This window comes from Micromonospora sp. NPDC006431 (genome assembly GCF_042870725.1).
GTDB lineage: Bacteria > Actinomycetota > Actinomycetes > Mycobacteriales > Micromonosporaceae > Micromonospora.
In genome coordinates this window covers 375,849-400,306 of sequence record NZ_JBIAHQ010000001.1, presented here as the reverse complement: position 1 = coordinate 400,306, position 24,458 = coordinate 375,849, and the positions used below count along the sequence as shown (strand labels likewise).

The following is a 24,458-nucleotide window of genomic DNA, read 5'->3' as shown; positions in this document are numbered from 1 at the left end:
CGACCGACGATCAGGGACCTGCCGCACCGGGCCGCGCCCGGGCGCACCGGCAGGTCCTTGATCGCGGACGGCTGGCGTCAGCGCGGCCGGTTGTTCCAGTTGTAGAACGTCGGGATGTTCTCGAAGTGGTTCCAGGCGCACACCGCGCTGGCTCCGTCACCGCCCGACACCTCCGCCCGCAGCAGCCGCGCGGCCTCGGCCTCGTGGAGCAGAGCGGTCAATCCCACGGCGGCTTCCCGCACGCGGTCCGCCACCGGGTCCGGTGCGGCTTCCCCGACGCGCTCAGGCTGCCGGCGACTCGCGGTCTCGGGCATGCTCCAACACTCCCTCCAGTAGGCGGATCTTGCTGTTGCGGCAGTGCTCGGTCTCCGTACCGTCGAAACGGCCCAGCTCGAAGTAGCGGTTGGCGGCGTGGCCGCCGCCACAGAACCCGAAGTAGGGGCAGGACGACCGGCACGCCTCGACGCCGGCGAGGAACTCACCGACCCAGGGCGTACGCCCCGCACCGGCGAGGATCTCGGCCAGCGGGGTGCTCAGCACGTTGCCGCTGCTGAAGTCCCCGTACCGAGCGTCGCTGAAGCCGGCCAGCTCGGGGGAGAGCACCACCACCGTACCGTCGTGGGCAACGGTGGGGATCGGGTCGAGCTGGCGGGGCAGCAGGTCGTCCGCCGCGCCGGCCAGGACGGCCCCGGCGTACCGCAGGGTCCACTCCACCTCGCGCAGGTGGATCCGGGGATCCCGGCGCCAGGCGCCGACCAGCTCCGCCCAGAATCTGGTCACCGCGACGGCGTCCCGGGCGTTGCTCCGGGTGTTGACCCCCTCGGTCTCCTCGATGTTGACGCCCAGCACGTCGCAGCCGAGGTCGAGGAAGTAGTCGTACAGCTCGGTGGCCAGGCCCGGCGCGGGCCGGGACACCACGGCGAGGGCCGAGAAGGGCAACCCGTGCCGGCGCAGCGCCGCGACCCCGGCCAGGATCCGGTCGTACGCCGGGCGGCCGCCCCGGGTGACCCGCTCACCGTTGCGCTCCCGCGGCCCGTCCACACTCACGCTGACCCGGATGCCGTGCTCGGCGAAGAACGCGCACCAGGCGTCGTCGATCAGCGTGGCGTTGGTCTGGACGTGATGCTCCACCTCAGGGCCGAAGGGGGCCAGCAGGGCCGCCAGGTGCTCCCGTCCGGCCGCCAGGGGCTCCCCACCGTGCCAGACCACCGAGAACCGCCCCGCGGCCGCCCACGGGTTCACCGCGGCCGCCACCGCCTCGGCGACCGCGACCGGCATCCGCCGGTCCGCCGCCCGCATCGGCAGGTAGCAGTAGGCGCAGTCGAGGTTGCAGAGCGTGGTCGGCTGCATCACCACGTACGAGGGGACGGCGGCGATGCCGCGCATCCCGGGATGCGTACGAGCAGCCATCAACCCTCCCCGTCAGCCCGAAGTGCCCTTCAGGCTAGGCGGCGGTGGCTACTCGGGTGAACCCCCGATCAGGTGCCCGGATGATCACCAGAGTGTGATCATCCCCGGGTGTGCTGCCCGATCATCTGCACGTTGCCGGAGCCCTCGATGATCTCGCCGGCCTGCCAGGCGTCGACGCCCCGGCCGGTCAGGGTGGCCAGCGCGCGGTCGGCGTCCTCGGCGGAGACGATGGCGAACATGCCGACGCCCATGTTGAACGTCGCCTCCATCTCCGGGTCCTCGATCCGGCCCTTGGACTGGATCAGGTCGAAGACCGGCTGGGGCTTCCAGGTGGAGCGGTTGACCACCGCGTCGACGTGCTCCGGCAGGATCCGGACCAGGTTGCCCGGGATGCCGCCGCCGGTGACGTGGGCGAACGCCCGCACCTCGGCCTCGGCGATCAGCTTGAGGCAGTCCTGGGCGTAGATCTTGGTGGGGGTGAGCAGCTCCTCGCCGAGGGTGCGCTGCCGGCCGAAGTCCTCGATCACCACGTCCAACCGCATCCGGCCGGCGCCCAGCAGCACGTGCCGGACCAGCGAGTAGCCGTTGGAGTGCAGGCCGGAGGAGCGCATCGCGATCACGACGTCGCCCACCTCGACCCGCTCGGAGCTGAGGATCTCGCTCTCCTCCACCACGCCGACACCGGTGGCGGAGATGTCGTACTCGTCGGGACGCAGCACGCCCGGGTGCTCCGCGGTCTCGCCGCCGAGCAGGGCGCAGCCCGCGTACCGGCAACCGTCGGCGATGCCCGCGCCGATCTCGGCGACCTTGTCCGGCACGACCTCACCGGTGGCGATGTAGTCGAGCAGGAACAGTGGCTCGGCGCCGCAGGCGACCAGGTCGTCGACCACCATCGCGACCAGGTCGATGCCGACCGTGTCATGGATGTCGAGCTGCTGGGCGATCACCAGCTTGGTGCCGACCCCGTCCGTGGAGGAGGCGAGGATCGGGTTCTTGTACTTCTTGGTGTCCAGCCGGAACAGGCCGGCGAAGCCGCCCAGGTCACCCAGGACCTCCGGGCGCCGGGTCTGCTTGACCTTGGACTTGAGCAGCTCGACCGCGCGGTCGCCCGCCTCGATCGACACCCCGGCGTCAGCGTAGGAGACCGAACGTTTGCGCGTCGTACGGCTCGTGCCGGCCGTCCAGGGCTGGCGGTCGCCGCCGGCGCCCGTCGGGCTGGTTCCTGCGCCGCTGCGCTCGGACACGTGCGTCACGGTTCTCCCCTTTGTGGTTCTCGCGGGCCGCTGTTGCGGTGAGCGGACCCGCGTCGGAGGTGCTATGGGCGGTGGGTAGCGGCCGACGGCTTGCGGTTGTCGCCGAGTGCGGCGGTGGTGATGTCAGCGGTGGCCTGGGCCGCCTCGGCGGTGACCCGCCGGCCCACGCCTTCGAGCACGTGCTTGCCGATCAGGTGCCCGGCCGGCAGTTCGATCGGGTACTCCCCATCGAAACACGCCCGGCAGAGCCGCGTCTTCGGCTGCTCGGTCGCGGCGATGAGGCCGGCCAGCGATACGTAGCCCAGCGTGTCCGCCCCGATCGACCGCCGGATGCCCTCGTTGTCCAGCCCGTTGGCCAGCAGCTCGGCCCGAGTGGCGAAGTCGATGCCGTAGAAGCAGGGCCAACTGACCGGCGGGGAGGAGATCCGCACGTGGACCTCCAGGGCGCCCGCCTCGCGCAGCATCCGCACGATGGCCCGCTGGGTGTTGCCGCGGACGATCGAGTCGTCCACCACGACCAGGCGCTTGCCGCGGACGTTCTCCCGCAGCGGGTTCAGCTTGAGCCGGATGCCGAGCTGGCGCAGGGTCTGCGACGGCTGGATGAAGGTGCGCCCGACGTACGGGTTCTTCATCAGGCCCTGGCCGTAGGTGATCCCGGACTCCTCGGCGTAGCCGATCGCGGCCGGGGTGCCGGACTCCGGCACCGGGATCACCAGGTCGGCCTCGACCGGGTGTTCCCGGGCGAGCTGGCGGCCGATCTGCACCCGCGCGGCGTGCACGTTGCGCCCGGCGATGGTGGCGTCCGGGCGGGCGATGTACACGTACTCGAAGAGGCAGCCCTTCGGCTCCGGGGCGGCGAACCGGGTGGATCGCAGCCCGTCCTCGTCGATGGCGATCAGCTCGCCGGGCTCGACCTCGCGGACCACGCTGGCGCCGACGATGTCCAGCGCAGCGGTCTCGCTGGCGACCACCCAGCCGCGCTCCAGCCGGCCGAGCACCAGGGGGCGCACCCCGTGCGGGTCGCGGGCCGCGTAGAGGGTCGACTCGTCCATGAACACGAAGCTGAACGCGCCGCGCAGCTGGGGCAGCACCTCCAACGCGGCCGCCTCGACGGAGAGATCAGGACGGCTGGCCAGCAGCATGGTGACCAGGGAGGTGTCGTTGGTCGAGCCGTCGGAGTCCATGCCCCGCGTGGCCGCCTCGCGCTGGAGCTCGGCGGTGTTGACCAGATTGCCGTTGTGGGCCAGCGCGATCGTGGTGCCGGAGCTGGTCGCCCGGATGGTCGGCTGGGCATTTTCCCAGGTCGAGCCACCCGTGGTCGAGTAGCGCGCGTGGCCGATCGCGACGTGCCCGCGCAGGCTGGCCAGAGTCGGCTCGTCGAACACCTGGGCCACCAGGCCAAGATCCTTGTAGACCACCACCCCGGAGCCGTCGCTCACCGCGATGCCCGCGGCCTCCTGGCCACGGTGCTGCAGGGCGTACAGCCCGAAGTAGGTCAGGTTGGCGACCTCCTCCCCCGGGGCCCAGACACCGAAGACGCCACACGCGTCCTGGGGGCCGGGTCGCTGGGGGTCAAGGTCGTGGCTCAGCCGGCCATCGCCTCGGGGCACCTGCCGCTCCCTCATGCTGGTCTGGACCCGGCCTGGCGGAGTCGGGGGTCAGCTCCGCGCGGACCGGCCGGGGCCGTCGTCGCCTGACAGTGTACGCGAATAGCAGTCGACACTGACAGTCACGTCTCGCCTGCTGATCGTGATGGCGAGCAGCCGTACCCCCAGCTAGAGCGGGAGGTGGTCGGCGAGGTCGGCGCGGATCCCGCTGACCCGTACGCGACCCTCGGTGACCGCCTCCGCCCAGCCGAGGCGGCCGCTGGCCAGCGCGAGCCAGGTCTCCGGGTCCGTTTCCACCACATTCGGCGGCGTACCACGGGTGTGTCGCGGTCCGGCCACGCACTGCACGGCACCGTATGGTGGAACCCGCACCTCCACCGATCGGCCGGGGGCGCGCTCGGCGAGGACGGCCAGCAGGGTGCGGACCGCCTCCCGGAACACCGGCCGTTCGGGCGTACGCCCCTCATCCAGCGCTGTCAACGCGGCCGCGACCGCGGCGGACTTAGTGTGCGGAGAGGACACGACGGGACGATACGATTCGACAGCATCACGGTCGACGCTGGCCCTGGGTAGAGATGATCCGGCCAGACAAGGCATAGTTGCCGACGGCGTATTCGTACCGTGAGTGATCGTCCCCGGCCCGGCGCCGGCCGGCGGGGAGAGATCAGACCCGGAAGGCGGTGGACGTGTCAACACACCGACGTGCCTGGAATCAGCGGGCCGGTGTGGTGGTGGCGCTGGTTGTCGGCGCGCTGCTCGCCGTCCCCGCCACACCCGCCTCCGCCGCCAGGATCACCTCAGCGGATGACTCGGTGACGATTGATGCCGGCAAGAGCAGTTCGGTCAACGTCGTCGTGAGACCGGACATTGGCGAAACCTCCGCGGACATCGACATCACCGATCTGCCTGACGGCGTCACCTGTGGGGGCTGCGGGCCGATCAGTTTCGAAACGCCGGGGCCGAAGCAGGTGCCCTTGACCCTGTCGGCAGCAGGCAACGCGCCGGCGGCCAACGGAGCCCAGGCGAAGATCACGGTTACGGGGGACAACAGCCCCCGCACGCTGCGCGTCACCGTCAAGCCAAGCGCGCCGCCGGAGCCGCAGACGGTCAAGTCGATCTCCGGCAAGGTGGTCATCGCGGACAACAGCGAGCCGGTGACGGGCGCCGTGGTCATGCTCCGCGACAGCAAGGGCAAGCAGTACTCGACCAACACGGACGGCAGCGGGAACTTCCGGTTCACCGGCTCGTCCTCGGCCCCGATCGCACCCGGCCGGATCGACCTGGGGGCCAGCAAGGACGGCACCCCCGGCTACAAGACGGTCAACGCGACGGCCGGCCAGGCCGTGACCGGCGTGCGGATCAGCGTGCCGATCAAGGTCGAGAAGAGTCCGAGCCCGTCGCCGTCCGCCAGCGCGGAGCCGGTGCCGACCGAGGAGCCGACCGACGAGGCCACCGACACGCCGGCCACCGAGGCGGCCGCGGGGCAGCAGCCCGCCGCCCAGCAGGACTCCGGCGGCTTCGGCAACTGGCTGCTGATCCTGCTCGGCGGTCTCTTCGTGGCCGTGGGCGTCGGCACCATCGTGCTGCTCTACATGAAGCGCAAGAACGAGGGCGACGACGACATCGACGGTGACGGCCCGGGTGGTCCGATGGGTCCGGGTGGCCCGGCGGGCGCGGGTGCCGTGCCGGCCGCCCGGGGCGCCTACCGGGGCGCCGACGACCAGACCCGGGTGGTCAACGGCATGGGCGCCGGAGCGGCTCCGACGATGGTCGGCGGCCCCTCGCTCAGCGACGCGCCGACCATGATGCACCGCCCGGTCGTGGACGACGTCCCGCCGGACCCGTACGGCGCCCCACCCGGGCCCACGTACGGCGTCGGCGGCGGGCAGGACGGCTGGGGCGGCGGTGGCTACGGCGACGAGCCGCCGGCCGGCCAGGGTGGCTACGGCCACAACGGCTACGGCAACGCGCCCTCTTCGGGTAGTGGCTACGGCAACGCGCCCTCTTCGGGTAGTGGCTACGGCAACGCGCCCTCCTCGGGTGGCGGATACGGCAACGCTCCGTCCTCGGGTGGCGGCTACGGCAGCCGGGATTACGGCGCCGGTGCCGGTGGCTACCCGCCCGCTCAGGGCGGCGGCTACGGCGGCGAGCGGTACGACGAGCCGACCGGCCGCTACACCGGCGACAACACCCAGTACGCGCCGCCGGCCGACCCGTACCCGACCAGCACCTACCAGCCGGACCAGGGTCGGGGCTACGACCAGCCCGACCAGGGGCGCGGCTACGACCAGCCGGGCCAGGGACAGTACGGCCGCGGCTCGGAGCCGGGCACCGGCTACGGCCAGGGTGGCGGCTACGGCGGCCCCTCCGGTGGCTTTGACAACGGGCCGTCGGGCGGCTACGACGGCGGCCAGCAGGGCTACGACGGCTACGACCAGCGCGGCGGCTACGACAACGGCCCGCAGCCGGGCTACGACGGCCACGACCAGCGGGGCGGCTACCGCGGCGGCGCCGGTTACGGCCAGCCGCAGCAGGGCGGCTACGGCCACGAGCAGCCGCCGCAGCAGCGGACCGGTGGCTACGACAACCAGGGCTACGACCAGGGCGGACACTACGGCGATCCGGCCCAGGCCGGTCGGGGCCGACCCGACGGCCCGCAGGAGCGCGGCGGCCGCCGCCTCGACTGGCTGGACGACTGACTGCCGGGGCCACGTGCCCCGCACGATATCGACAGTGGCCGCCCGGACGATCCGGGCGGCCACTTCGCATAATCGGTACGGCAGTCCGCAGTGGCCGACCTGGGTGGCCCGCCCGGCTCGACTCGCGTCCGGATCCGGACACATGCGCCCCGAGCCAGGTCGCGGAGCTGCCGAACAGACCGCCGTGGTCGACTTGCCGGACCGGTCCGGTCCGTCCTCGCCACCGATGAGTTGTCGGGCCCTGCTACCAACCTGGCGGCGGCGGGCGTGCCGGGCGTCATCCAGCCAGAGCACGTGCGCCTGATGGCGTAGATGAATCACCGGGATGGGCCAGCACAGCTCCGGCGCGCCCGGCCGCCGGACAGAGCGGCCGTCGGTTTCGGGTGCAGTTGTTGTCGCTGGGGCGACAACAACTGCACCCGAAGTCGCCGTGATCGTTTCGCGAACACGTGAGTCGTTTACGTCATCAGGTCGGTAGTCACCGACACGCAAGCAGCCAGCGCGCCGAAACACCGGCCCGAGCCGGACGAACAGCCGGGGACTGACTGACCAACGGGCAGAGCCGGACCAGCAGGCAGCGCCGGACCAGGCGGCGGACCCACGGACCGAACCCAAAGAGCCGGGCCAGCCAGCGGAGCCGGGTCAGGCGGCGGCGAAGTAACCCTGGCGCAGAACCGGTACCACGTCGGAGACACCCACCTGGACGGCGACCTCCACGTCCCCGGCGAAGCCGCCCTCGGCGAGTTCCCGCCCGGAGACGCACCCCCGGACGGCGGCCGGCACGTCGGGCGTGCTGGCCAGCGCGGCCAGGGCCATCGCCGCCTCCACCGAGAGCCCGCCCGGCACCCCGGACAGGGCGTCCAGCACGCTGGCCGCCCCGAGCTGATCCTCCACGCAGGGGCGCAGTGAACCGTCCGGCCAACGCTCACCGGCCGCCACCACACCCACCGGCGCGTCGTTCGAGCCGTACCCCTGGGCGCGCAGCCATCGTCCGACGGCGGGCGCGTTACGCAGGCACGCCGCCACCACCGGCAGACCGGTGGCGCTCGCGGCGGCGCTGATCGCCGAGCCGTTCGGCGAGGGCAGGACCAGATCGGCGACGGCCGGTGCGGTCCGCAACGCCGCCGGCGAGAGCGACCATGGATGCTCCACGGTCATCTGCCGGCGGCCGACCGCGGCGACCGCCCCCACCCGGCGGGCGTACTCGGCGGCCTGCTCCCCCAGGGGAACGGGTGCACCCGCATGCCGCGACCGACCGCCACCTCGACGGCGGTGGTGAACGAGAGCACGTCCACCACCACCAGGGCCGCGCAGACCCGGCCGAGTTCCGCCGCCCCGGTCAGCCCCCAGTCGAACCGGGCGCCGGCGCCGGGTTGGGCGTAGACGGCCAAGGCCTGGGCCTCAGCGCTGATCCGGCGCGGGGGCCTGGTCGTCCGGGTCACCAGCAGCCGTCGCGGAGCCCGCCGGCCCGGCCGTCGCCGGGTCGGACGTCGCCTCGGGGGCGTCGACCGGGACATCGGGCCCGTCGGTGCCCGGCGCGGCGTCCCCGGCCTCCGCCGGGGCGTCACTCGCCTCCGCCGCCGCGTCCGTAGCGGCCACGGGAACGTCCGGAGCCTCCGACGCCTCCACGGCGGCGTCCTGGGCCGCCACGGGAGCGTCCGCCGCCACTACGGTGTCCGGGGCCGTCGTCGCGGCAGCGTCCGCCGCCACCGGGGTCTCCGCCGCGGGAGCGTCCGCCGCCTCCGCCGGCGACCCGCCGTCGGCCTGGCCGGCCGGGTCGGAGGCCGGAGCGGTCGCCGGGTCGCCCGCCGGCTGCTCGCCGACGGCCGGGACGACGCCCGCACCGAGTGCCGGCACCTGGCCCGCCTCCACGCCGCCGAAGAGGCGCGGCAGGGTCGCCGTGTGCGCGGCGCGCAGCTCGTCGAGGCCGATCCGGAGCTGGTCGTGCACCTCCAGCGCGCCGCCGGCCGGGTCGGTGACGCCGATGAACTCCCACGGCACCCCGTGCTCGGCACAGAGCGCGGTGAACGCCTTCTCGTGCCCACGCGGCACCGACACCAGCGCGCGGCCAGCCGACTCGCTGAACAGGAAGACGAACGGCATCGACCCGCCGGCGAAGTGCTCGGGCACGGCGACCCGGGCCCCGACGCCACGCCGCAGGCAGGACTCGACCAGGCTCTGGGCGAGGCCACCGTCGGAGAGGTCGTGCGCGGAACTGAGGTGCCCCACCCGGGCGGCGGCGGCCAGCAGCTCGGCGAGCTGCCGCTCGCGGGCCAGGTCGACCTGCGGCGGAATGCCGCCGAGGTGCTCGTGGGTCACCCACGCCCATTCCGAGCCGGAGAGCTCGACGTGCGTCTCACCCAGCAGGAAGATCTGGTCGTGGTCGCCGCCAGGACGCGCCACGAAGCCCATCGGCACCCGGTCCGCGACGTTGTCCAGCACGCCCAGCACACCGACCACCGGAGTCGGGTGGATGGGTGCCGGGCCGGTCTGGTTGTAGAAGCTGACGTTGCCGCCGGTCACCGGGATGCCGAGCTCCAGGCAGCCGTCCGCCAGGCCGCGGACGGCCTCGGCGAACTGCCACATCACGCCCGGGTCCTCCGGGGAGCCGAAGTTGAGGCAGTTGGTCACGGCGATCGGCTTCGCGCCGGTCACCGCCACGTTCCGGTACGCCTCGGCCAGCGCCAGCTTCGTCCCGTGGTACGGGTCGAGGCGTGCGTACCGGCCGTTGCCGTCGACGGAGAGGGCGACCCCGAGGCCGGTCCGCTCGTCGATCCGGATCACGCCGGAGTCCTCCGGCTGGGCGAGCACGGTGTTGCCCAGCACGTACCGGTCGTACTGCTCGGTGACCCAGGTCTTGTCGGCCAGGTTCGGCGACGCGATCATGCGCAGCACGGTCTCCCGCAGCGCCTCCGGGTTGCTCGGCCGCGGCAGCGTCTCCGCGCGGTCGGCTTGGAGCAGGATCAGGTCGGCCGGCTCCCGCATCGGGCGGGCGTACACCGGACCGTCGTCGACCAGGGAGCCCGGCGGCACGTCCACCACGACGTGGTCGCGCCAGGAGACCACCAGACGGCCCGGCTGGCCGTCCGGCGCGGGCGGGGTGACCTCACCGATCGCGGTGGCGAGCACGCCCCACTTCTCGGCGGTCTTGAGCACCGCCTCCAGCTTGTCCGGGGCGACGACCAGCAGCATCCGCTCCTGGGACTCGCTGGCCAGGATCTCGTGCGGCTCCATCGAGGGCTCCCGCAGCGGCACCCGCTCCAGCCAGACCCGCATGCCGGTGCCCGCCGCCGCGGCGGTCTCGGTGAGCGCGCAGGTCAGGCCGGCGCCGCCGAGGTCCTGGATGCCGACGACCAGCTCGGCGTCGTACAGCTCCAGGCACGCCTCGATCAGCAGCTTCTCGGTGAACGGGTCGCCCACCTGGACGGACGGGCGGCGCTGCTCGCTGCCCTCGTCGAAGGTGGCGCTGGCCAGCACCGACACGCCGCCGATGCCATCCCGGCCGGTCTTGGCGCCCATCAGCACCACGACGTTGCCGGGGCCGGCGGCCTCCTTCTTCTGCAGCCGGTCGACCGGCAGCACGCCGAGGCAGAGCGCGTTGACCAGAGGATTGCCCTGGTAGCAGGGGTCGAAGACCACCTCGCCGCCGATGTTCGGCAGGCCGAGGCAGTTGCCGTAACCGCCGACGCCGGCGACCACGCCGGGCAGCACCCGGGCGGTGTCCGGGTGGTCGGCCGCGCCGAAGCGCAGCGGGTCCATCACCGCGACCGGACGCGCACCCATGGCGAGGATGTCGCGGACGATGCCGCCGACGCCGGTCGCCGCGCCCTGGTACGGCTCGACGAAGCTCGGGTGGTTGTGCGACTCGACCTTGAAGGTCACCGCCAGCTCGTCGGAGACCCGGACCACGCCGGCGTTCTCACCGATGCCGGCCAGCAGCCGGTCGCTCGGCGGGGCCTTCTCGCCGAACTGGCGCAGGTGCACCTTGCTCGACTTGTAGGAGCAGTGCTCGCTCCACATGATCGAGTACATGGCCAGCTCGGCCTGGGTGGGCCGGCGGCCGAGGATGTGCCGGATCCGGTCGTACTCGTCGTCGCGGAGGCCCAGCTCCGCGTACGGCTGCAGTTCGTCCGGCGTGCCGGTGGCCCGGGGCACGGTGTCCACGGCCGCGGTCCAGTCGTCGGCCGGGCCGGCCTGCGGCACCACGGTGGCCGTACGCGGCTCCGCCGGGTCGGCCGGGTGGGCGCCCGGTGCCTCCCGCAGGTCCGGGTCCGGATGGGTGGTCATGACCTCTCCTCGCTGCGCTCGCCGCCGAGGCGGCGGGTGAGCTGACCGATGATCCCGCCGCGCACGGTCACGCCGGCGCCCCCACCAGGTGCTTGAGCACCGAGGTGAAGAAGCCGAGACCGTCCAGGGAGGGGCCGGTGAGCGCCTCCACCGCGTGCTCGGGATGCGGCATGATGCCGACCACGTTGCCGGCCTCGTTGGTGATCGCGGCGATGTCGCGCTGCGAACCGTTGGGGTTGCCGCCGAGGTAGCGGGCGACAACCCGACCTTCGGCCTCCAGGCGGTCCAGCGTCGCCGGGTCGGCGACGTAGCAGCCCTCGCCGTTCTTGACCGGGATCAGCACCTCCTGGCCCGGCTGGAACGCGTTGGTCCAGGCGGTGCCGGCGGCCTCGATCCGGAGGATCTGGTCCCGGTTACGGAAGTGCAGGTGCTGGTTGCGGGTGAGCGCGCCTGGCAGCAGGTGGGCCTCGCAGAGGATCTGGAAGCCGTTGCAGATGCCGAGCACGGGCAGGCCGCCCCGGGCGGCGTCCACGATCGTCTCCATGACCGGGGCGAACCGGGCGATGGCGCCGCACCGCAGGTAGTCACCGTAGGAGAAGCCGCCGGGCAGGACCACGGCGTCCACGCCGTGCAGCCGCGGGTCGCCGTGCCACAGCCGGACCGGCTCGGCGCCGGCGATGCGGACGGCCCGGGCCGCGTCCCCGTCGTCGAGCGAACCGGGGAAGGTCACCACACCGACCCGGGCGGTCACTGGCGCGCGTCCACGGGCTCGTCGGTCTCCACCACGCGAACCGTGAAGTCCTCGATGACCGGGTTGGCCAGCAGCTTGTCGGCGATCTCCCGGGCCCGGTCCAGGTCCGGTTCACCGGTGAACTCGATCTCGATCCGCCTGCCGATCCGGACCGAGGCGACGTCGCTGACGCCGAGCCGGGGCAGCGCGTTTGCGACGGCCTGGCCCTGCGGATCGAGGATCTCGGGCTTGAGCATGACGTCGACGACGACGCGAGGCACGGGGCACTCCTGACTGTGTACGCAGTTGGGTGCCGGCCCACTACGGGCGAGCGCAGCCAGCCTACCTGGCAGATACCGCCTCGGCCGAACCGGCCGGCGCGTCCGGGCAGTGATCGACGTGACCCCGTCGAGGGGGTCGCACCGGATGTCCCTGCCTGCACGGAACGCACCCTTACCAGCAACGACAGCGCCGCCAGGTGGCCAAATCGTTACATCGGTTAATCTCTATCGACTCCTTGCCAGTGCCGCGCCGGGGCCCTACGGTACATCGATGTAAGTCGATGCACAGCCCTGGCGACCACCCGTCGCCCGCTCCCCGTCACCCGGCGACCCCGGGTGCCCCCGACGTGAAGGAGTTCCCGATGCGCATCCGCTCCCTGCTCGCCACCATCGGCGTCGCCATGGTCGGCGTCCTCGGCGCCGCGTCCGGCGCGGCCGCCGCCCCCGTCGGCCCGTACATCATCGGTGGCGGCACCGTCTCCTCCGCGCCCTGGGCCGCCGCGGTGTTCAGCAACGGCTCGTTCACCTGCTCCGGCAGCGTCATCGCGTCCCAGTGGGTGCTCACCGCCCGGCACTGCATCAGCGGCAGCATGTCCGTCCGGGTCGGCAGCGTCTACTACGCCTCGGGCGGCACCACCCGCACCGTGAGCACCACCTACACCCGCTACGACCTCGCGCTGATGCGGCTCTCCAGCCCGGTGACCACCTCCACCGTGTCGCTGGCCAGCAGCAACCCGCCCATCGGGTCGACCAACTCGATCTACGGCTGGGGCATGACCTGCTACAGCGGCTGCAACCCGTCCAGCCAGCTCAAGACCGCCACCGTCCAGGTGACCAGCAACAGCGCCTCCGACGCGTACGGCGGGCAGGCCATCCGCAGCTCCCGGATCAGCGGGAACGCCTGGCGGGGCGACTCGGGCGGCCCGCAGTTCTACAACGGCCAGCAGGTCGGCGTGGCCTCCACCGCCGACGGCGTGAGCATCCAGAATTACGGCAGCGTCGCGTACAACCGGTCCTGGATCACCTCGGTGGCCGGTGTCTGACAGTTAGCGCCGGTCGCGGCGCGGATGGTCGGTGACGCGCCGACCGTCCGCGCCGCCTCGTTTCGCAGCATCCGATCAGGTGAACAAGGCACACGTTCGGGCCGCCGACCGGCTGACAGCATCGGAAACGTGCTGGTCGTGACGACGGATCAACTGCCCGGCTACGAGATCCGCCAGATCCTCGGCGAAGTGGTCTCCTCCATGGCGAGGACCCGGAACCCGTACCGCGAGGGGGTCAAGAACCTGCGCGGTGGCGCCTACGACCCGATGGCGCCGGACAACCTCACCCGCTGGCGTACCGACTCGGTGGCCCGACTCGGCGAGGAGGCCCGCCGGCTCGGCGCGAACGCGGTGATCGGCATGCGCTTCGACAGCCGGGACTGCGGCGAGATGTGGATGGAGATCTGCGCGTACGGCACGGCGGTGATCGTCGTACCCAGGATGCCGGACGTCATGCCGCCCGACCAGCCCATGGTCGCGGCCGACACCGCCCACGAGCCGGAGATCGCCTCGGCCCCCGGCGGCATCGCCGAACCGGCGAGCGCCCCCAACCTCTCCTCCGCCGCCGAAACCCCCACCCCCAATTCCCCCTAACCCCCGCCCCCGCCGCCCCCGCCGGGCCTGCCGGGCCTGCCGGGCCCTGCCGGCGTTGATCATGAGGTTAGCGGCGGTGCCAGAGATCCACTTCGCCGCCAACCTCATGATCAACCAGCTTCGGGTGCGGTGGGGTGGGTGGGTCAGAGGATGGGGGGTGGGGAGTAGGCGGCCGCCTCGGGGTGGGACTGGACGATCTTGGCGATACGGGCGGTGACCCGGTCGACCTGGGCGCCTGCGGCGCCGACGAAGGCGTTGCGGTCGGCGACCAGGGCGTCGATCTCGGCGCGGGTGAGGCCGAGGCGCCCGTCCGCGGCGAGGCGGTCGAAGAGGTCGTTCTCGGCCGCACCCTTCTCCCGCATGGCCAGCGCCACCGCGACCGCGTGCTCCTTGATCACCTCGTGCGCGACCTCCCGGCCGACGCCGCGCCGGACCGCCGCGACCAGGATCTTGGTGGTGGCCAGGAACGGCAGGAAGCGCTCCAGCTCCCGGTTGATCACCGCCGGATACGGGCCGAACTCGTCCAGCACGGTGAGGAACGTCTGGAACAGCCCGTCGGCGGCGAAGAACGCGTCCGGCAGGGCCACCCGGCGGACCACCGAGCAGGAGACGTCCCCCTCGTTCCACTGGTCGCCGGCCAGCTCGCCGACCATCGAGAGGTAACCGCGGATGATCACGGCGAAGCCGTTCACCCGCTCCGACGAGCGGGTGTTCATCTTGTGCGGCATCGCGCTGGAGCCCACCTGGCCGGGCTTGAAGCCCTCGGTGACCAGTTCCTGGCCGACCATCAGCCGGATCGTGGTGGCCAGCGACGACGGCGCGGCGGCCACCTGGGCCAGCGCGGAGAGCACGTCGAAGTCCAGCGAACGCGGGTAGACCTGGCCGACGCTGTCCAGCACCCGGCTGAACCCGAGGTGCTCGGCGACCCGGCGCTCCAGCTCGGCCACCTTGTCGGCGTCGCCGTCGAAGAGGTCGAGCTGGTCGGCGGCGGTGCCCACCGGGCCCTTGATGCCGCGCAGCGGGTACCGGCCGATCAGGTCATCCAGCCGCTCGTACGCGATCAACAGCTCCTCGGCGGCCGAGGCGAAGCGCTTGCCCAGCGTGGTGGCCTGCGCGGCGACGTTGTGCGACCGGCCGGTCATCACCAGGCCGGAATACTCGTGCGCGTGCCAGGCGAGCCGGACCAGGGTGGCGACCACCCGGTCCCGGATCAGCTCGAGCGAGGCGCGGATCTGGAGCTGCTCGACGTTCTCGGTGAGATCCCGGGAGGTCATCCCCTTGTGCACGTGCTCGTGCCCGGCGAGCGCGCTGAACTCCTCGATCCGGGCCTTCACGTCGTGCCGGGTGACCCGCTCCCGCTCCGCGATCGAGGCCAGGTCGACGTCGTCGACCACCCGCTCGTACGCCTCGGCCACCCCGTCCGGCACCGGCACGCCGAGGTCCCGCTGGGCCTTGAGTACGGCGAGCCAGAGCCGCCGCTCCATGCGGACCTTCTCCTCGGGCGACCAGAGGGCGACCAGCTCGGGCGAGGCGTACCGGTTGGCGAGCACGTTCGGGATCGTCGTCACGTACCTCAGTCTCCCATGACCGCCGAGGCGGCCCCGACGAGGAAGTCGGCCGCTCAGGCGCCGGACGGTCCGGAGGTCGCCGGCCGGTGGCGTGCCCACCACCCACCGGCGACCTCCCGGCCGGCTACCCGAAACGGTCGGTCAGGTTGACTGCCGGATCCAACGCGACGGCCCGCTGCTGCGCGGCGGTCAGGGGAAGCTTCCCCTTCTCGCCGGCGGTGAGGCTCACCGCGAGCCAGACGCCGTCCCGGCGCAACACGTGGATGGTCCGCTCCGCCTTCACCCCAGAACCGTCGGTGGTGATGCGGTACCGCTCCCCGGCGGGACCGGTACCCGCCTCGCAGGTGTGGGTCCTGGTGCTCGCGTCGCAGGTCAGGTCACCGGCGGTGCCCGGATCCCGCCGGTGGATCCGCACCGAGAGGGTCCCGGACACGCCGTCCACCAGGACCCGCCCCTGGCCCGCGTAGCTGTCCGCGGTGTCCTGGCTGCCCCAGAAGGAACCCAGGTCGCCCGGGATCATGGCGGCCCCCCTCCCCTGGGCCCCCGTGACACGAGGCACGTGTCGCTGCACCGCGGCGAGCACCACGCTTTTGATCCACATCCGGCGGGCCTCTGTGTTGCCATGCAGCGGCTGCGCGGCCTGCCCGGCGACCGCCGGATCCAGCGCCAACGCGATCAACTGCGCAAGGGTGAGCGGGGGGTTCTCGTCTTCACCCCACATCTGCACGATGATCACCACCCCGTCGGGCCGATGCACCTCGGCGTTGCTCGACAGAGCGATCCCCCCGGACGGCTTCCGATCCAATCCACGCGCCGGGTTGCGGGCCGACATGGTGACGATCTTCTCGCCGGCCGGTCCGGTCGTGATGGCGCACCCGCTCCGCCTGACCGCATCGGCGCTGCACACCGGCGGGCCCCACCCGGCGTCGTCGATCTGCACGGACAGTCGGCCCATCCGGTCACCCGACCGGACCCTCGCCTGCCCCATGTAACCGTCGGGGGCGTATCCACGCATGGACGGGCCGGACAACCAGACCGGTTCCGCACCTTCCGGCGCGCCAAGCCCGGGTGCCCAGTCCAGGTCAGGTGCCACCCGGCCCATCGCTTCGAAGATGGCCAGGTCCATCGCGGTGAACGAGGCACCCGACGACGGCGCCGGGGTGCGTACTGCCGGGCTCGTCGGACTCGGCGCCGCCGGCACGTCGGCCCGGGGCCGGCCGGTCACGGCGGTCGTGCCGACGAGGACGACACCCACGGCCGCCGCGGCCAGGGCCGCCACGCCGACGCGCCGGAGCCGCCGGGCGCGGCGCTCCCGGGCGATGACCCGGTCCATGTCGATGGAGGTGGGCGGGATCTCGCCGACCGCCTCACGGAACATCGTCCGGTAGCTCATGCGCCCTCTCCCTTCACCGCGGAATCCAACGTCGCCAGCAGGCGCAGGCTCTCCAGCCCTCGGGCCGCCTGGCTCTTCACCGTGCCGGTGCTGACGCCCAAGGTCCGCGCCGTCTCCTCGACCGAGAAGTCGCACCAGAAGCGCAGGACGACCACCGCCCGCCGGCGCGGCGGCAACTGGGCCAGCAGGTCGAGCAGATGTTCCCGGTCGGCCAGCGCGGCCTCAGGAAACGCCACGTCCGCCCGATCGGGCACGTCGTCGGTGCTGCGCTCCCGCCGCCACGGCCGGCGCCGCTCGTCCAACCACGCGTTGGTGAGCATCCCCCGCACGTACGCGTCGACGTTCTCCATCGGGCGCACGCGGCGCCAGTGCCGGTAGAGCTTGCTGATCGTGATGGACACCAGGTCGTCGGCGGTGTGCCAGTCACGGCAGAGCAGATACGCCGTGATCCGTAGCGACTCCAGCCGGGCCGTCACGAACTGCCGGTACTCGTCTTCGTCAGCGCGGTTCACCGCGCCCGACCTCTCGTCCGTTTCATGCCTGGGGAACGGTACGAAGTGGCGACGGGGTTGCTCGCCAAGCTGGAAATCGCGATGCCCCTGTGGCCGCCGGAACGCGGGTTACCTCACACCTGGGTGATCTCGTGCACCCTCGCGGTCACCACGAGGGTTTTCTTCTGCGTGCCGTGCGCGTTGCGGACCGTCAGCAGGTAGGTGTGCTTCTGCACGTCGCCCTCGGCGCCGGAGCAGGGGAAGTTCAGGGTCTCGCTGCCCGTGGGCGGGTAGTTGTCCGCGTACACGCCGGGGCCGTCGACGGAGAGGGCGACCGAATCGACGTTGCTGGTCTTCCACTCCACGACGACCGGGGTGCCCGCGACCTGGTCGGCGTTGGTGCCGGCCGGGCAGGAGGGCTTCTGGGCGACCCGGAAGTAGGCGATCGTGGGGCCGGCCGGCTTAGGGGCGCTCGTCGTCGGCCTGCTGCCGGGCTGCCCGCCGTTGCTCCTGGTGCCGCCGCCCGTCGACCCGCTGCCGGTCGTACCGTCGCCCGTGGGCTCCGCGGAGGTTGTCGGGGCGCCGCCGGTGGACGCCGCCGGGTCGCCGGGGGCCTCGGTCACCGAGGCCGTGGCGGTGGACTCCGTGGCGTTGGTGCCGGTGGCCGCACAGCCGGCGGCCAGCACGGCAGCCAGGGCGACGACGGTGGTACGGAGCAGGGCTTGACCGGGCATGACCACTCCCTCGCGGGTGCCGCCGCCGGTGACGTCCGGGCGGGCTGGCGTCCACGGTAGGGACGGCCGGCAACCCGGATAGGGTGATCACACTCCTGAGTCGACAAACAGGATTGGGGAAGCGTGTCAAGACTTACCGGCAAGGTCGCCCTGGTCACCGGCGGAAGCCGCGGTATCGGTGCCGCCGTCGTGCGCCGCCTGGCCGAGGACGGCGCCCACGTCGCGTTCACCTACCGCGAGGCGGGGGACAGCGCGAAGGCCGTGGTCGCCGACGTCGAGGCGTACGAACGCACCGGCCTGGCGATCCAGGCCGACAGCACCGACCCGGCGGCGCTGGTCGGGGCGGTCGAGCAGACCGTCGCCGAGCTGGGCCGGCTGGACATCCTGGTGAACAACGCCGGGGTGTTCTCGTACGGACCGATCGAGGAGGTCGGCCTCGACGACCTCGACCGGGCCATTGCCGTGCATGTCCGCGGGGTGTTCCTGGCCACCCAGGCGGCGGTACGCCACATGGGCGCCGGCGGACGGATCGTCAACATCGGCAGCAGCTTCGCCAGCCGCGTCCCGGCCCCCGGGGTGAGCGTCTACGCCATGACCAAGAGCGCGGTCAACGGCCTCACCCGGGCCCTCGCCCGGGAACTCGGCCCGCGCGGGATCACCGTCAACGTGCTCCTGCCCGGTTCCACCGACACCGACATGAACCCGGCGGACAGCGCCGGCGCCGACGCACAGCGGGAACACATCGCGCTCGGCCGGTACGGGACGCCCACCGACGTGGCGGCGACGGTCAGCCACCTGGTGGGCGACGGCGGGCGGCACATCACCGGCGCGTCGATCGCCATCGACGGCGGCGGCACCGCCTGATCCGGTTGCAGATCCGGCCCGGCGCCGCCGGCAGGTGTCGCCGGGCCGGACGAGGAGCCGGGGCGGGCGGCGGATCGGCCCGCCCCGGTCTGCTCACTACTTCACTGCGCCAGGGCGATCGCCGGGTCGAACGCGATGGCCTGCTGCTGCGCCGGGGTCAGCGGGAAGTTGCCCCCGTCGCCGATGTGGTTCACCGACAGCCAGGAACCGTCAGCGCGCCGGACGTTGACCGTCCGCTCGGCCGAGGTGCCCCCGTTGGTGACAGTGCGGTACTTCTCACCGTGCGGCCCGGTTCCGGCCGTGCAGGTGTACATCTTGGTGTTCTTCCCGCAGGTCAGGCTGGCGATGCCCGGGTCGGTCCGCCAGATCTGCACGGAGAAGAGCCCGCTCGCCTTGCCGACCAGGAGCCGCCCCTGTCCCCAGTATTCGTCGGCGCTGTTCGTCCCGCCGCTGTCCGTCCAGACCGAGGCCAGGTCGGCCGGGGTGTCGTAGCCATCGCCCGCGCCCTTGACCCCGGGTGTCTGCTTGCGCAGCGCGGCGAATATCGCGTTGTCGATCCGCTTCTGCTCCGGGGAAGGCTGCCGCGGGGACGCCGATGGCGACGCCGGTGGGGCCAGACTCACACCGGGCGGGAGCGGGGCCAACACGAGGCCGGGGTCGAGACCGACGGCGGTCAACTGCTCGGCGGTAAGCGCAAATCCGCCCGTCGACGCCGCACTTTCCAGCAACACCGATACGCCGCTGTCGTCCGGCCGGTGGACGAGCAGGTAGCGATTGTCTCGGATGTGTCGCCGACCACTCGATGCCTGCTCCACCCGCGACATGTTCACCAGTGTGATCCGCTCGCCGTTCGGGCCAACGCTCTCCCGGCAGGTCTGGTTCACCTCGGGCCGCTCGACACAGGGCGCCTCGCGGGACCGGTTGCCCTGCTGGCGGTTGATAAAGATCGAGAGACGTGCCTTGACTCCGTTCACCGTGATGGTGCCGTACCCGCGGTAGGAGGCGACACCGTTCGACGGGTCCTCACCGCCGTTCCGCGGATCGCCACCGTGGTGCAAGGGTGGCCCCCCGCTGGTGCCCCAGGTCACGCCAGGCGCCGCACGCTCCACCGCCGCCTTCGCCGCGGCGTCCAGGCGCGCCACGTCCTCCGGCGTGCCCGCCACGGTGGTGATCCGGGGCCGCTCGGCGGGGGCCGGCTGCCGCCCGACCGACGGCAGCCCGAGGGCCGCCGTGGCGGTCACCCCCAGCACCGCTGCCGCCGCGCCACCGCATACCCCCCAGCGGCGCAGCCTGCGGTTGCGGCGCTGCCGCATGATCACCTGATCGACGTCGATCGTCGAGACCGGCGAGTCGCCGATCGCCTCGTCCAGAAACTGCCGGTAGCTCATGCCCACTCCTCCACGGATCGGCCCGACGCGTTGGTGGCGAGGACGCGGAGCATCTCGAGGCCGCGGGCCGCCTGGCTCTTCACCGTGCCGGGGCTGATCCCCAACGCCTCGGCGGTCTCCTCCACCGACAGGTCGCAGTAAAAGCGCAGCACGATCACCGCCCGCCGCCGCGGCGGCAGCTCCCCCAGCAGTTCGAGCAGGGCCTGCCGGTCGACCAGGGCCGTCTGCGGCAACGCCAGATCGACCTGGTCCGGCACCTCGTCCGTCGCCTGCTCGCGCCGCCAGGGCCGGCGCCGCTCGTCCAGCCAGGCGTTGGTCAGCACACCCCGCACGTACGCGTCGACGTTGTCCGCCGCACGTACCCGTCGCCAGTGCCGGTAGAGCTTGCCGATGGTGATGGAGACCAAGTCGTCGGCGGTGTGCCAGTCGCGGCAGAGCAGGTACGCCGTGCGGCGCAACGCCTCCAGCCGGGCGACCACGAACTGCCGGTATTCGTCCTCGTCGGCCCGGTTCACGATCCGGGGCCCCTCGTTCGCCTCATGCCCAGGTGACGGAGGAATCCCGGGCAGGGGTTGCCCGGGACGGGATCAGGACGGGACAGGCCGTCCGGCCGTCGGCGGGCCGGGGCGCGTCCGGGTGGCCGGTGCGGGCGGTGTGCAAACCGGCCGACGCATCCCTCCACCGGCGGCCTCCCGTCAGTTTTGCGCGCTCCATATCACGTATATGACGGTGTCCAACACCGACGGACACCACCACATCCCGGAAAAGGGTCGATCTCCGGCGGGGCGGGTGACCGGGGCTCAGCGCTCCAGGATCGCCGTCACGCCCTGCCCGCCGGCGGCGCAGATGGAGATCAGGCCCCGGCCGCTCCCCTGCTGGTCGAGGAGCTTGGCCAGGGTGGCCACGATCCGGCCGCCGGTGGCCGCGAACGGGTGCCCGGCGGCCAGCGAGGAGCCGTTGACGTTGAGCTTGTCCCGGTCGATCGGCCCGAGCGGCGCGTCCAGGCCCAGCCGCTCCTTGCCGAACTCGGGCGACTCCCAGGCGGCCAGGGTGGCCAGCACCTGCGCGGCGAACGCCTCGTGGATCTCGTAGAAGTCGAAATCCTGCAGGGTGAGGCCGGCCCGGGCCAGCATCCGGGGCACCGCGTACACGGGGGCCATCAGCAGCCCCTCGTCGCCGTGCACGAAGTCGACCGCCGCGGTCTCGCACCAGGAGAACCAGGCCAGCACCGGCAGGTGGTGCTCGCGCGCCCACTCCTCGGAGGCCAGCAGCACCGTCGACGCGCCGTCGGTGAGCGGGGAAGAGTTGCCGGCGGTCATGGTGGCCCGCTCGGCGTCCGGTCCCTTCGTGCCGAAGACCGGCTTCAGCGAGCCGAGCTTCTCCAGGCTGGTGTCCGGACGGAGGTTCTGGTCCCGGGTGAGCCCGAGGTAGGGGGTCATCAGGTCGTCGAAGAACCCCTTGTCGTACGCGGCGGCGAGCCGCTGGTGCGAGCGGAGCGCCAGCTCGTCCTGGGCCTGCCGGTCGATGTTCCAGCGCAGCGCCGTCCGCGCCGCGTGCTCCCCCATGGACAGCCCGGTACGCGGCTCCGCGTTGCGCGGGATCTCCGGCTTGAACGGCTGGAGCGGGCGGAACTTCGCGGCGACCTTCAGCCGCTCGCCGACGGTCCGGGCGGAGTTGAGCGCGAGCAGCGTACGGCGCAGGTCCTCGTTGAGGGCCAGCGGCGCGTCCGAGGTGGTGTCGACACCCCCGGCGATGCCGACCTCGAGCTGCCCGAGGGCGATCTTGTTGGCGACCAGGATGGCGGCTTCGAGTCCGGTGCCGCAGGCCTGCTGGATGTCGTACGCCGGGGTGTGCGGGTCGAGCCGGGAGCCGAGCACCACCTCCCGGGTGAGGTTGAAGTCCCGGGAGTGCTTGAGCACCGCGCCGGCGACCACCTCGCCGACCCGCTGCCCGGCCAGGCCGAAGCGGGCGACCAGGCCGTCGAGCGCCGCGCCGAGCAGATCGGCGTTGGACGCGTGCGCGTAGCGCGAGTTGGACCGGGCGAACGGGATGCGGTTGCCGCCGATCACCGCGACCCGCCGGACACTCTGCATGATCGGCCTCCTCGATTCGGTTGCCCGTACCCTACTCGCCAGTAGGCTACGCCGCGCGGCGGCCACGGCGCGAGTCCAGTGGGCAGGTGTCAGCAGGGGCCCCTGTAGAACGCGAGGCGTCAACAGGGGACCCCTCCTTTCCACTCAGCGACCGAGGTCGCGGCGGGCGAAGCGGAGGATGCCCGCAGCGAGCAGGACGGCGATGGCGGCGGCCAGGACGAGCGGGTCGGCCGGCGCGAAGCCGTACCGCAGCGGCTCCCCGCCGAGGTAGTAGTGGAACGGGGTGAGGTGGCGCAACCACTCCGCGCCGGTCTGGGGAGCGAAACCGTGCAGGGCATAGCCGAGCACGCCCAGGCCAGCGGTGAGGCCGAAGACCGTGGCCCGGCTCTTCCCGGTGGCCGCGCCGAGGGCAGTAGCGAGCGCGCCGAAGAACAGGCCGAGCAGCGCCAGGTTGACCGACTGGGCGGTGAAGTTGGCGACGCTGATCGAGTCCAGGCGGGCAGTCGTCCGCACGGCGAGCACGGCGACCAGGACGGCGGCGGAGATCACGACAGCGCCGACGGCGAGGGCAGCGAACCGGTGCAGCAGCAGCCGGGCCCGCCCGATCGGGTGCGCCAGCAGCAGGTCGAGGTAGCCGGTCTCCTCGTCCGCCGCGGTCATCCGCGCGCCGGTCGCCGCGCCGTAGAAGGTAACCAGCAGCGGCACGAGCAGTCCGAACACCGCTCCCTGGAGGTAGCCGGCCGCGCTGGCGGTGTCGTCCAGCCCGAAGCCCCGCATCGCCTCCGGCACGCTCGCGGCCGAGTCGGCGGAAAGCTGCGGATAGAAGCTGGCGTACGCCATGGTGAGCAGACCGGTGGCCAGCGTCCAGACGGCGAAGATCCGGCGGTTGTCGTAGAGCGTCTTGGCGAACACCGACCGGCTGAAGACCCGGGCCAATGTCGACGTCCCGGGGACCGTGCCAGCCACGGTCGAGTTGGCCTGTGTTGCTGCTGGGTTCATCGTGCCGCCGTTCGTCGCCGCGCCCGCACGGGCGCCCGAGTGGGTGGAGGGGAGGGAGGCGCGGGCGTCAGGCGACATCGGCCATCTCCCGCCGCGCCGGTTGACCGGTGTAGTAGCCGTGGAACAGCTCCTCCAGATCTGGGGTGTCGGCGTGCAGGCCGGTGACGGTATGCCGGGCGGCCGCCTTGAGCAGCGCGTCCGGGGTGCCGTCGATCCGGCAGTCGAGGACGGAGTCCCGCACGACCAGGTCCCGGACGCCGGGAATGCCGGTGAACTCCGCGGCCCGGACCGGCTCGGCGAAGGTGATCCGGACCCGCAGGTGGGACCGGGCACGCAGGTCGGCGACGGTGTCCAGGGCGACGAGCCGACCCTGCCGGATGATCGCGACCCGGTCGGCGATCGCCTCGACCTCGCTCATCACGTGGCTGGACATGAAGACGGTCCGCCCGTCCTGCCGGGCGTCGGCGACCAGGTCCAGGAACGTCTGCTGCGCCAGGGGGTCCAGCCCCGACGTCGGTTCGTCCAGGATCAGCAGTTCCGGCCGGTGCATGAACGCCTGCACCAGACCGACCTTCTGCCGGTTGCCCTTGGACAGGCTCCTGATCCGAGCGGTCAGGTCGAGTTGGAGGCGGTCGGCCAGTTCGACGATCCGCGCCGGGGGGACCCCGCCGCGCAGGTTGCCGAGGAAGCTCAGGCACTCCCCGGCCCGCTGACGGCCGTCGACCACGAAGTCACCGGCGAGGTAGCCGACCCGGCGGTGCAGGTCGACTGTGTCGGCGGCGGGATCCAGCCCGAGCACGCGGGCGGAGCCCGAGGTGGGGCGGATCAGGTTCAGCAGCAGCCGGATCGTGGTGGACTTGCCGGCCCCGTTGGGGCCGAGATAGCCGAACACCTCGCCGGGCTGCACCTCGAGGGTGAGCTCGGTCAGCCCGCGCCGGGCACCGTACGTCTTGGTGAGCTTGCTCAGCTCGATAGCGGGAGGCATGCGCCGACCGTATCAGAGCCTTCAGAGATTTTTGAAGAC

22 protein-coding genes and 1 pseudogene are annotated in these 24,458 nt (G+C 72.3%); 4 read left to right on the top strand and 19 right to left on the bottom strand.

What is annotated here, in order from left to right; translation table 11 throughout:
* Positions 1–77 precede the first annotated feature (77 nt).
* The 6 genes from amcA to ACFYM6_RS01935 all read right to left on the bottom strand — a co-directional run bounded on the left by amcA (position 78) and on the right by ACFYM6_RS01935 (position 5,444).
* Positions 78–314, bottom strand: coding sequence for a multiple cyclophane-containing RiPP AmcA (amcA, locus tag ACFYM6_RS01960; RefSeq protein WP_073834996.1), 237 nt, complete (start codon positions 312–314; stop codon positions 78–80).
* Complete coding sequence (amcB, locus tag ACFYM6_RS01955) at positions 283–1,386, bottom strand: cyclophane-forming radical SAM peptide maturase AmcB (RefSeq protein ID WP_387271843.1); 1,104 nt, start codon at positions 1,384–1,386, stop codon at positions 283–285. Before amcB ends, amcA begins: the two co-directional genes overlap by 32 nt.
* A 122-nt stretch (positions 1,387–1,508) precedes the next feature.
* Positions 1,509–2,663 (bottom strand): phosphoribosylformylglycinamidine cyclo-ligase, encoded by a 1,155-nt coding sequence (purM, locus tag ACFYM6_RS01950; RefSeq protein WP_387271330.1) that lies wholly within the window; start codon positions 2,661–2,663, stop codon positions 1,509–1,511.
* A 62-nt stretch (positions 2,664–2,725) separates the two neighbouring features.
* A complete protein-coding gene (gene purF, locus ACFYM6_RS01945; protein ID WP_387271328.1) occupies positions 2,726–4,273 on the bottom strand; it encodes an amidophosphoribosyltransferase in 1,548 nt (515 codons plus the stop codon).
* Positions 4,274–4,438: 165 nt separating this feature from the next.
* On the bottom strand, positions 4,439–4,792 hold the full coding sequence (locus ACFYM6_RS01940) for a sterol carrier family protein (protein WP_387271326.1): 354 nt from the start codon (positions 4,790–4,792) through the stop codon (positions 4,439–4,441).
* A 190-nt stretch (positions 4,793–4,982) separates the two neighbouring features.
* Positions 4,983–5,444: a hypothetical protein gene (locus ACFYM6_RS01935; protein WP_387271325.1), complete on the bottom strand. Its 462-nt coding sequence runs from the start codon at positions 5,442–5,444 to the stop codon at positions 4,983–4,985.
* Between ACFYM6_RS01935 and ACFYM6_RS01930 the strand changes: the two genes are divergently transcribed.
* Positions 5,425–6,969 carry a hypothetical protein gene (locus tag ACFYM6_RS01930; protein WP_387271323.1) on the top strand — a complete coding sequence of 515 codons (1,545 nt, stop codon included), beginning with the start codon at positions 5,425–5,427 and terminating at the stop codon, positions 6,967–6,969. The genes ACFYM6_RS01935 and ACFYM6_RS01930 overlap by 20 nt on opposite strands.
* 642 nt (positions 6,970–7,611) lie before the next feature.
* On the opposite strand, the pseudogene ACFYM6_RS01925 reads toward ACFYM6_RS01930, so the two are convergent.
* The 4 genes and pseudogenes from ACFYM6_RS01925 to purS all read right to left on the bottom strand — a co-directional run bounded on the left by ACFYM6_RS01925 (position 7,612) and on the right by purS (position 12,267).
* A pseudogene (locus ACFYM6_RS01925) lies at positions 7,612–8,360 on the bottom strand (2-phosphosulfolactate phosphatase).
* Positions 8,361–8,370: 10 nt separating this feature from the next.
* Complete coding sequence (gene purL / locus ACFYM6_RS01920; protein ID WP_387271321.1) at positions 8,371–11,256, bottom strand: phosphoribosylformylglycinamidine synthase subunit PurL; 2,886 nt, start codon at positions 11,254–11,256, stop codon at positions 8,371–8,373.
* Positions 11,257–11,323: 67 nt separating this feature from the next.
* Positions 11,324–12,007 carry a phosphoribosylformylglycinamidine synthase subunit PurQ gene (gene purQ / locus ACFYM6_RS01915; RefSeq protein WP_387271319.1) on the bottom strand — a complete coding sequence of 228 codons (684 nt, stop codon included), beginning with the start codon at positions 12,005–12,007 and terminating at the stop codon, positions 11,324–11,326.
* On the bottom strand, positions 12,004–12,267 hold the full coding sequence (gene purS, locus ACFYM6_RS01910; protein ID WP_073835003.1) for a phosphoribosylformylglycinamidine synthase subunit PurS: 264 nt from the start codon (positions 12,265–12,267) through the stop codon (positions 12,004–12,006). Before purS ends, purQ begins: the two co-directional genes overlap by 4 nt.
* Before the next feature lie 362 nt (positions 12,268–12,629).
* Here purS and ACFYM6_RS01905 point away from each other — a divergent pair, with 362 nt between their 5' ends.
* Together ACFYM6_RS01905 and ACFYM6_RS01900 are read left to right on the top strand one after the other, a co-directional pair.
* Positions 12,630–13,310 (top strand): S1 family peptidase, encoded by a 681-nt coding sequence (locus ACFYM6_RS01905; RefSeq protein ID WP_387271317.1) that lies wholly within the window; start codon positions 12,630–12,632, stop codon positions 13,308–13,310.
* A gap of 24 nt (positions 13,311–13,334) precedes the next feature.
* Positions 13,335–13,904: a YbjQ family protein gene (locus ACFYM6_RS01900; RefSeq protein WP_387271315.1), complete on the top strand. Its 570-nt coding sequence runs from the start codon at positions 13,335–13,337 to the stop codon at positions 13,902–13,904.
* Positions 13,905–14,047: 143 nt separating this feature from the next.
* Here ACFYM6_RS01900 and purB read toward each other — a convergent pair whose 3' ends face one another.
* From purB to ACFYM6_RS01880, 4 genes are all read right to left on the bottom strand, one after another.
* Positions 14,048–15,472 (bottom strand): adenylosuccinate lyase, encoded by a 1,425-nt coding sequence (purB, locus tag ACFYM6_RS01895; protein WP_387271313.1) that lies wholly within the window; start codon positions 15,470–15,472, stop codon positions 14,048–14,050.
* A gap of 124 nt (positions 15,473–15,596) precedes the next feature.
* Complete coding sequence (locus ACFYM6_RS01890) at positions 15,597–16,865, bottom strand: hypothetical protein (protein ID WP_387271311.1); 1,269 nt, start codon at positions 16,863–16,865, stop codon at positions 15,597–15,599.
* Positions 16,862–17,377, bottom strand: a complete 516-nt coding sequence (locus tag ACFYM6_RS01885; RefSeq protein ID WP_387271309.1) for a SigE family RNA polymerase sigma factor — start codon at positions 17,375–17,377, stop codon at positions 16,862–16,864. The genes ACFYM6_RS01890 and ACFYM6_RS01885 overlap by 4 nt, the downstream gene beginning before the upstream one ends.
* Positions 17,378–17,490: 113 nt before the next feature.
* Positions 17,491–18,090: a hypothetical protein gene (locus tag ACFYM6_RS01880; protein ID WP_387271307.1), complete on the bottom strand. Its 600-nt coding sequence runs from the start codon at positions 18,088–18,090 to the stop codon at positions 17,491–17,493.
* Between the two features lie 123 nt (positions 18,091–18,213).
* Between ACFYM6_RS01880 and ACFYM6_RS01875 the strand changes: the two genes are divergently transcribed.
* The gene (locus tag ACFYM6_RS01875) at positions 18,214–18,954 is read left to right on the top strand and encodes an SDR family NAD(P)-dependent oxidoreductase (RefSeq protein WP_387271305.1); all 741 of its coding nucleotides are present in this window, start codon (positions 18,214–18,216) and stop codon (positions 18,952–18,954) included.
* A gap of 101 nt (positions 18,955–19,055) precedes the next feature.
* Here ACFYM6_RS01875 and ACFYM6_RS01870 read toward each other — a convergent pair whose 3' ends face one another.
* From ACFYM6_RS01870 to ACFYM6_RS01850, 5 genes are all read right to left on the bottom strand, one after another.
* The gene (locus ACFYM6_RS01870; RefSeq protein WP_387271303.1) at positions 19,056–20,342 is read right to left on the bottom strand and encodes a hypothetical protein; all 1,287 of its coding nucleotides are present in this window, start codon (positions 20,340–20,342) and stop codon (positions 19,056–19,058) included.
* Positions 20,339–20,857, bottom strand: coding sequence for a SigE family RNA polymerase sigma factor (locus ACFYM6_RS01865; RefSeq protein ID WP_073835012.1), 519 nt, complete (start codon positions 20,855–20,857; stop codon positions 20,339–20,341). Before ACFYM6_RS01865 ends, ACFYM6_RS01870 begins: the two co-directional genes overlap by 4 nt.
* A 285-nt stretch (positions 20,858–21,142) precedes the next feature.
* Positions 21,143–22,435, bottom strand: a complete 1,293-nt coding sequence (locus tag ACFYM6_RS01860) for an acetyl-CoA C-acetyltransferase (protein WP_387271301.1) — start codon at positions 22,433–22,435, stop codon at positions 21,143–21,145.
* 144 nt (positions 22,436–22,579) lie between these two features.
* Positions 22,580–23,512 (bottom strand): ABC transporter permease subunit, encoded by a 933-nt coding sequence (locus ACFYM6_RS01855; RefSeq protein ID WP_387271299.1) that lies wholly within the window; start codon positions 23,510–23,512, stop codon positions 22,580–22,582.
* Positions 23,502–24,419, bottom strand: coding sequence for an ABC transporter ATP-binding protein (locus ACFYM6_RS01850; protein ID WP_387271298.1), 918 nt, complete (start codon positions 24,417–24,419; stop codon positions 23,502–23,504). The genes ACFYM6_RS01855 and ACFYM6_RS01850 overlap by 11 nt, the downstream gene beginning before the upstream one ends.
* Positions 24,420–24,458: the final 39 nt, after the last annotated feature.